The sequence below is a fragment of the Pseudescherichia sp. genome (assembly GCF_031998825.1).
Classification (GTDB): Bacteria; Pseudomonadota; Gammaproteobacteria; order Enterobacterales; family Enterobacteriaceae; genus Pseudescherichia.
Genome location: NZ_DAMACX010000002.1, coordinates 141,099 through 147,302, shown reverse-complemented (window position 1 = coordinate 147,302; position 6,204 = coordinate 141,099). Strand labels below are relative to the sequence as shown.

Annotated in this window: 8 protein-coding genes; 3 read left to right on the top strand and 5 right to left on the bottom strand. The window is 51.2% G+C overall.

The genetic code is table 11. The features are described 5' to 3' along the window. The 3 genes from RTP97_RS01815 to RTP97_RS01805 all read right to left on the bottom strand — a co-directional run. Positions 1-956: Tar ligand binding domain-containing protein (locus tag RTP97_RS01815; RefSeq protein ID WP_312410338.1), on the bottom strand; the 956-nt coding region annotated here is incomplete at its 3' end. 153 nt (positions 957-1,109) lie between these two features. After that, positions 1,110-2,228, bottom strand: coding sequence for an S-(hydroxymethyl)glutathione dehydrogenase/class III alcohol dehydrogenase (locus RTP97_RS01810; RefSeq protein ID WP_312410336.1), 1,119 nt, complete (start codon positions 2,226-2,228; stop codon positions 1,110-1,112). Positions 2,229-2,259: 31 nt separating this feature from the next. Then, the gene (locus RTP97_RS01805; RefSeq protein ID WP_072015216.1) at positions 2,260-2,535 is read right to left on the bottom strand and encodes a metal/formaldehyde-sensitive transcriptional repressor; all 276 of its coding nucleotides are present in this window, start codon (positions 2,533-2,535) and stop codon (positions 2,260-2,262) included. 858 nt (positions 2,536-3,393) lie between these two features. Here RTP97_RS01805 and RTP97_RS01800 point away from each other — a divergent pair. After that, positions 3,394-3,876: a glutathione peroxidase gene (locus RTP97_RS01800; protein WP_312410333.1), complete on the top strand. Its 483-nt coding sequence runs from the start codon at positions 3,394-3,396 to the stop codon at positions 3,874-3,876. A gap of 112 nt (positions 3,877-3,988) precedes the next feature. Here the strand turns inward: RTP97_RS01800 and RTP97_RS01795 are convergent, their stop codons facing one another. Then, the gene (locus tag RTP97_RS01795) at positions 3,989-4,222 is read right to left on the bottom strand and encodes a hypothetical protein (protein WP_312410408.1); all 234 of its coding nucleotides are present in this window, start codon (positions 4,220-4,222) and stop codon (positions 3,989-3,991) included. 204 nt (positions 4,223-4,426) lie between these two features. Between RTP97_RS01795 and RTP97_RS01790 the strand changes: the two genes are divergently transcribed. Together RTP97_RS01790 and RTP97_RS01785 are read left to right on the top strand one after the other, a co-directional pair. Next, positions 4,427-4,705: a hypothetical protein gene (locus tag RTP97_RS01790; protein ID WP_312410331.1), complete on the top strand. Its 279-nt coding sequence runs from the start codon at positions 4,427-4,429 to the stop codon at positions 4,703-4,705. A gap of 79 nt (positions 4,706-4,784) precedes the next feature. Next, positions 4,785-5,231: a hypothetical protein gene (locus RTP97_RS01785; protein ID WP_312410329.1), complete on the top strand. Its 447-nt coding sequence runs from the start codon at positions 4,785-4,787 to the stop codon at positions 5,229-5,231. A gap of 12 nt (positions 5,232-5,243) precedes the next feature. On the opposite strand, the gene RTP97_RS01780 is transcribed toward RTP97_RS01785, so the two are convergent. Then, positions 5,244-6,152, bottom strand: coding sequence for a LysR family transcriptional regulator (locus RTP97_RS01780; RefSeq protein ID WP_312410406.1), 909 nt, complete (start codon positions 6,150-6,152; stop codon positions 5,244-5,246). Positions 6,153-6,204 lie beyond the last annotated feature (52 nt).

The window sequence follows — 6,204 nt, the reverse complement described above, 5'->3', positions numbered from 1 at the left end:
GCAGCGGTCTCTTCGATGGCTGCCGCCTGCCGCTCGGTGCGCGACGAGAGATCGGTATTGCCCGCCGAGATTTCGCTGGTACCGCGATAGATCTCCTCTGCGCCCTGGCGCACCGTGCCCACGGTTTTCACCAGCGAGTGCTGCATTTTTTGCAGGTCGCGGCTGAGGATACCAATTTCGCTGCGTCCAGTAGGCTCGTCGGCATGGGTCAGATCGCCCGAAGCAATCAGCTCGATGCGATGCGCAGCGCGCTGCAGCGGGTTAATCACAATGCGGCGCAGCACGACGAAGGTAATCAACGTAAGCAGCAGCGCCAGCACAAATGCGCCCGCCATAAACATCAGGCCAAGCTGCGCACGCTGGTGCGCCAGCTCGCTAAGCTTATTGGCTCGCTCGGTGCGGATCTGAATCGCTTTCAGCAGCACCTCGTTATAGGCGGTATCCAGCCCTCTGGCCTGCTCGTTTTCATGGTTGATGATCGCCTCAAACATGCCGTTTTTGGCGTACTTCAGCATTGGCTGTAAGCCGGCGATGTAGGCATCAAACCGCGCCTTGAGATCGCCATCCAGCGCCTCATCGGCAGGTGTTTTCACACTGCGGTTCATGTAAGCATTGAAGCCCTCCTGCGACTGGCCGATGCGCTTCTCCGCCTCGGCGATATTGAGCTTCATGTCATCCATCTCCGCGATGCGGCTGGCCGCCCCGGCATGGATCATATTGATACGAGAAGTGCGCAGGTGGTTAGAGCTGTTGGATAGCCCCATACGGATCTGAATTTCTTCAGTGACGTCCTGCTGGTCGCGATCGGCCTGCATCAGGAAGTAGCCTGCCAGCCCCGCACTGAGGGCGAACAGCAGAAGAATACCGCCGAGGATAGCGGAGAAGAGGGGTACTAAGCGGATATGATGTAAAAAGCCAACTGTATGCGGTCTGTGCATCGCTGCTGTTTTGTCCATGGCTATCGACTCTCTTATTGTAAGATGCGTAATTACACGCCTGTCAGATAGTCATCGGCAGCCATAAGATTTATCTTATGGCTAAAAGCGCCAACTCGGTCACAGATTCGCACATTAAAAAGGCTGCCGACGGCTAAACCGCCGGCAGTAGGATCAGTTATCGCCGAAGTGGATAACGGTACGAATAGATTTGCCTTCGTGCATCAGATCAAAGGCTTCGTTGATCTGCTCCAGCGGCAGACGGTGGGTGATGAACGGATCGAGGTTGATTTTGCCAACCATCGCATCTTCAACCATGCCCGGCAGTTGGGTACGGCCCTTCACGCCGCCAAAGCCGGAGCCGCGCCAGACGCGCCCGGTGACCAGCTGGAACGGACGGGTACGGATCTCCTGACCTGCACCAGCGACGCCGATGATGACGCTCTCGCCCCAGCCTTTGTGGCAGCACTCCAGCGCAGCACGCATGACGTTAACGTTGCCGATACACTCGAAGCTGAACTCAACCCCGCCGTCGGTCAGCTCAACGATCACATCCTGAACCGGCTTATCGTAGTCGTTGGGGTTGATAAAGTCGGTTGCGCCCATCTCACCTGCCAGCTTGAACTTCTCCGGGTTGGTATCAACCGCGATGATGCGTCCGGCCTTCGCCTGGACTGCACCCTGGATCACCGCCAGACCGATACCGCCGAGGCCGAAGACCGCCACGTTATCGCCCTCTTTTACCTTCGCCGTGTTGTGCACCGCGCCGATACCGGTAGTCACGCCGCAGCCCAGCAGACAGACTTTATCCAGCGGTGCCTGCGGATTGACCTTCGCCAGCGAGATCTCTGCACAGACGGTGTATTCACTGAAGGTGCTGGTGCCCATGTAGTGGTAGATCGGCTCGCCGTTGTAGGAGAAACGGGTAGTCCCGTCCGGCATCAGGCCTTTGCCCTGGGTAGCGCGCACGGCCTGGCAGAGGTTAGTCTTGCCGGATTTACAGAATTTACACTCGCCGCACTCGGCGGTGTAGAGGGGAATGACGTGGTCGCCGGGTTGCAGGCTGGTCACGCCCTCGCCCACTTCTACCACCACGCCGCCGCCTTCATGGCCGAGCACCGCCGGGAAGACGCCTTCCGGATCGTCCCCGGAGAGGGTGAACGCATCGGTATGGCAGACGCCGGTGTGGGTGATCTTAACCAGCACCTCACCTTTCTTCGGTGGCGCTACGTCGATTTCAACAATTTTCAGTGGTTGACCTGGGCCAAAGGCAACAGCCGCACGTGATTTCATAAACTCTCTTCCCTTATGTGAACAGTACTATTTATTTTAGATAAGAGCGCAGAAGATGGCCGACTTCTGCCATCCTGACTGCCCGCTGATCCGGCGTCGTCTCGCCGCTGACCAGCTCATCTTTGAGGTGAATTTCGACCATCTCGCCCATCAGGCCGTTAGCAGCCCCGCGCACCGCGGCGATCTGCTGGAGAATGGCGATACAGGGTTCGCCAGACTCCAGCGCCCGCTCCAGGGCGTCGACCTGGCCACGAATGCGGCGAACACGGGTAAGGATGCGCTTTTTATCTTCGGGTGAGTGTGGCATACGCCCTCCTATACTATAGGGGGGTATAGTAGCAATTATCCTATCTTTTTGTAAAATTTATCTTTTATTTATAATCAGTGAGTTACGGAATGGCGCTTAGGGACATATGGGGACATATACAGACTTTTTAACGCCCCCAAATACGCTCCCCAAAATATGAACGCTCTAACAGCGTATGTTGGGTATGAAATCCGTCATTAATTCGTCTACTAAATTTACCCTCTCATCCGCACTCAGGCGCAATTCAAACGCAAAGGCTAGTGGAGGTTAGTCATTCCTCTGCGAGGTCGACTCTATATTTTGCCCACCGTAAATATCCCACTCCCCATAGCGCGGGTTTGTAATGCACAGTGCGGAGCGATTAGGTCGTCGAGAGCCTGCAATTGCGTTAATTTTTCCGTCAAGCTGACTCAGAGAGTGTACCTCTACCGGTTCGCCGCCAGTGCAAGAGATTTTGTTGTTGATAACCGGCCAGCGTTGTGCGTGAGAGTGCCCTGCATGCATCAGCCACAGCACAACGACTGGGGAAATTATTATTAAAAAAATGAATAACTTAGAACCGGCAGAATATCTCATTGTAAAGCCCCTCCTTAGAATAGGGGCAAATTAGCAGCAATAACCACACTATTAAAATTGATATTATAGATCAATAAAAGAGAATTGATCGTTTAAAACGATCAATTTATTCAGCCGAGGCCGCATTACTCTAACTCCATTTTTACAGTGAATCCCTGCGCGTCCAGCGAAAAATCGAGTTTGCTGATATGCCAGTCGCGATCCTCGGCGGTAGCAACATGGTGTGTTAATCAATAGCGGGCAATGTTAACGTATATCTTATTCTGCTTTGAGGATCCCGCCATGACCAACTTTCATCAGCTTACTGCCACCAGCCTGCGTGGCCAGCTCATCTCTATGGCCGACTACAGTGGCAAGCTGGTTCTGGTGGTGAATACCGCCAGCCATTGTGGCTTTACGCCGCAGTATGCGGGCCTTGAAGCGCTCTACAAGAAGTATGCCGCACAGGGTCTGGTGGTGCTTGGTTTTCCCTGCAATCAGTTTGGTTCTCAGGAACCTGGCGGCCCTGATGAAATCGCGCAGACCTGCCACGTCAACTACGGTGTCAGCTTCCCGATGTTCGAGAAAGTGGAGGTCAACGGCGACGCTGCCCACCCGCTGTTTCGTTACCTAAAAGACGAATTGCCCGGCGTGCTGGGTGGACGAATCAAGTGGAACTTCACTAAATTCTTAATCGGACGCGACGGCAAACCGCTCAAGCGTTTTGCACCGTTTACCACGCCAGAGAAAATGGAAAGCGTAATCCTTGCCGCACTTGAACGATAAGTGTTGCTGTGATTGTAATAGTTTACTTTTTGAAAACTACCAATGAGCTAGTTAGCGCCACCGTGCGCGTTGCTTGTGCTTCGAGGGCCACCCAATAAACAGCATATTAGCTTCAATTATCAGCAGTCATTTTTTTGTGCAGCAGCCACTCTTTCCAAACATTCTCCGGGTCGATGTCAAGGTAACCTCTTTCTCTCACCATATCCCTGGCGGTCTCAATCGGCACTCGAATCGCAGTGGCGGAGTCTCGGATTGATTCAACCTCCTCGCGTGTTAATTCCCTCCCCGCTTCTTTCTCTTTCGCTACAAGCACTACAACCAGTGCAGGAATGAATACAATCGTCATTTTTTTACTAGCCTCTGCCAGATCAATGTTCATCTTGCTGCGCTCTTCCTGACTTTTAACTGCTCTATTACAGGCATCATTACAGAGCCTTTAGGCTAATCATGAGTAAGAGGATATGCAGCAGGATCTCTACTTTACTGTAGAATGTGTGTTTGATGTAATATTAGCAGGTTACGAAATAGAGTTGTATCAAGGAGGCAGAACATGCACATCAATACCAGGTACAGGATTTGGGCACTTCTCTATCTCATGGCGGCCTGTGCCGTTGCGCTCCCCCTGCTTGCTCTGTTCCTGGATCTTGTGATAAACGGAAGCATTATTGATATATGGCAAGGTGCATACTCCTTTGCCGACCTTCTTAGCTTTCGTAAAGCGCTTTTCTTGAACTTTGCCGAGCTCGGAGCGGTCCTTGGTTTTGTCTACTGGTTCTTTTTCTTCAGGAAATACCGGCACCACGATCCGCTGGACAAATATTTCAAGTAGTCGCTCTTAGCGTGTGTCGATGTTGACAGCACTGTAAGCATCTGTAAGTATTAACATAAGCGAAGAGAGGAGGCAGTAGATGCGGGAAGCAATCAATATTTTACTTACGATCCTACCCATCACTGTGCTTTTTATTCTGATAAAGCTTTTCACCCGAACCCTTCGCCAGCCAAAACGCATCATTTCAGAAGAGAATGGAATGAAAAAGATATCCTCCAACCCTTCGTATTTTGGCGGATCGTCCAGGGCAGAATACTATTATGACGACTCTTTTTTGTATGAGATCAAAAACAACACCACTCATAAAGTTGAACTCTCTAAAATAATTGCGGTTAAACCAGGCTATACAACAATAAACAATAGACGCAAGTGGACCGTCATATATCTTAACGAAGGTGAGCAGAGACAACTGCAATTCTATCACAATCTCACCTTGTTTAATCAGAACTTTGCTGGCTTTTTGGCAACGGTAGCGCAAAAAAATCCTGATGCAGAAGTAAAAAAATTATCTTTTTTAAATATGTAAGACCCTACAGCTTCATAACCCACGAGTCAGCTCTTCACTATTTTCCGCAAGAATATCCAGCATGGCTTTAACATAAGCACGGGTATTTCCCTGATGCCACATCACGCTTAGCGGCAGACCCTTGATATTTTCTATTGGTTTAAGTGGAAGGTACTTTACGCCGTCAGCATTCATGTTTTTATACGATGCGGGTACCAGCGCGACGCCCAACCCTGCCGCAACAAAGCTCAGGATGGTCTGTTTTTCCTCTGCATACTGAGCGATAACGGGAAAACAGTCGCCGGATCTAAAGATATCCATCGTTAGATCATGGCTATGCGGCCGGGTGCGTCTTTCCGGGACAATGACCGGCTCATCGCGAAAATCGTCGATGCTCACCCTGTCATAATCCACCAGCCGATGCTGGGCAGGAACGGCCAGCACGCAGGTTTCATACGCGATAAAGCGGGTGGTCAGGATGACATCAACCTGCTCCGGTGGACGAACAAAAACCAGGTCCAGCCAGCCGGACGCCAGACGCGGAATAAGGCTGGACGACTTGTCTTCAATGATATGAATATCCGCCTCGGGAAATTGCCTGACAAAAAGATTAAGCAGATTCGGCAATAGCCCTCTGGCTGCGCTGTCAATTGCTCCAATCCTCAGCGTCTTTTTCTGCGAAACGTTGCTTTTAAGAAAACGCTGCCGCAGTCCGTCAAATTCGCCCAGCACCCTCTTCGCTTCATTCAGAAATTCAGCGCCTTCCGGCGTCAGGTAAACGTTTCGGGTTGAGCGGTTCAGCAGGCGTGTACCTAAATCCTCCTCCAGCAATTTGATAAAACGGCTAAGTGACGCAGGCATCATTTCAAGCTTTCGGGCAGCGCGGCCAAAGTGAAGCTCATCACCTAACACCACAAAGCAACGCAGTTGATTTATATCCATTTTTTCACCCAACGCGAATTATACAAATTATTTATATAAACCCTTGCCGATG

Excerpts from the sequence above, each read along its gene's own strand:
- RTP97_RS01795 (WP_312410408.1), bottom strand. The coding sequence starts at position 4,222 with ATGACGATTGTATTCATTCCTGCACTGGTTGTAGTGCTTGTAGCGAAA.
- RTP97_RS01800 (WP_312410333.1), top strand. The coding sequence starts at position 3,394 with ATGACCAACTTTCATCAGCTTACTGCCACCAGCCTGCGTGGCCAGCTC.
- RTP97_RS01785 (WP_312410329.1), top strand. The coding sequence starts at position 4,785 with ATGCGGGAAGCAATCAATATTTTACTTACGATCCTACCCATCACTGTG.
- RTP97_RS01805 (WP_072015216.1), bottom strand. The coding sequence starts at position 2,535 with ATGCCACACTCACCCGAAGATAAAAAGCGCATCCTTACCCGTGTTCGC.
- RTP97_RS01790 (WP_312410331.1), top strand. The coding sequence starts at position 4,427 with ATGCACATCAATACCAGGTACAGGATTTGGGCACTTCTCTATCTCATG.
- RTP97_RS01780 (WP_312410406.1), bottom strand. The coding sequence starts at position 6,152 with ATGGATATAAATCAACTGCGTTGCTTTGTGGTGTTAGGTGATGAGCTT.
- RTP97_RS01810 (WP_312410336.1), bottom strand. The coding sequence starts at position 2,228 with ATGAAATCACGTGCGGCTGTTGCCTTTGGCCCAGGTCAACCACTGAAA.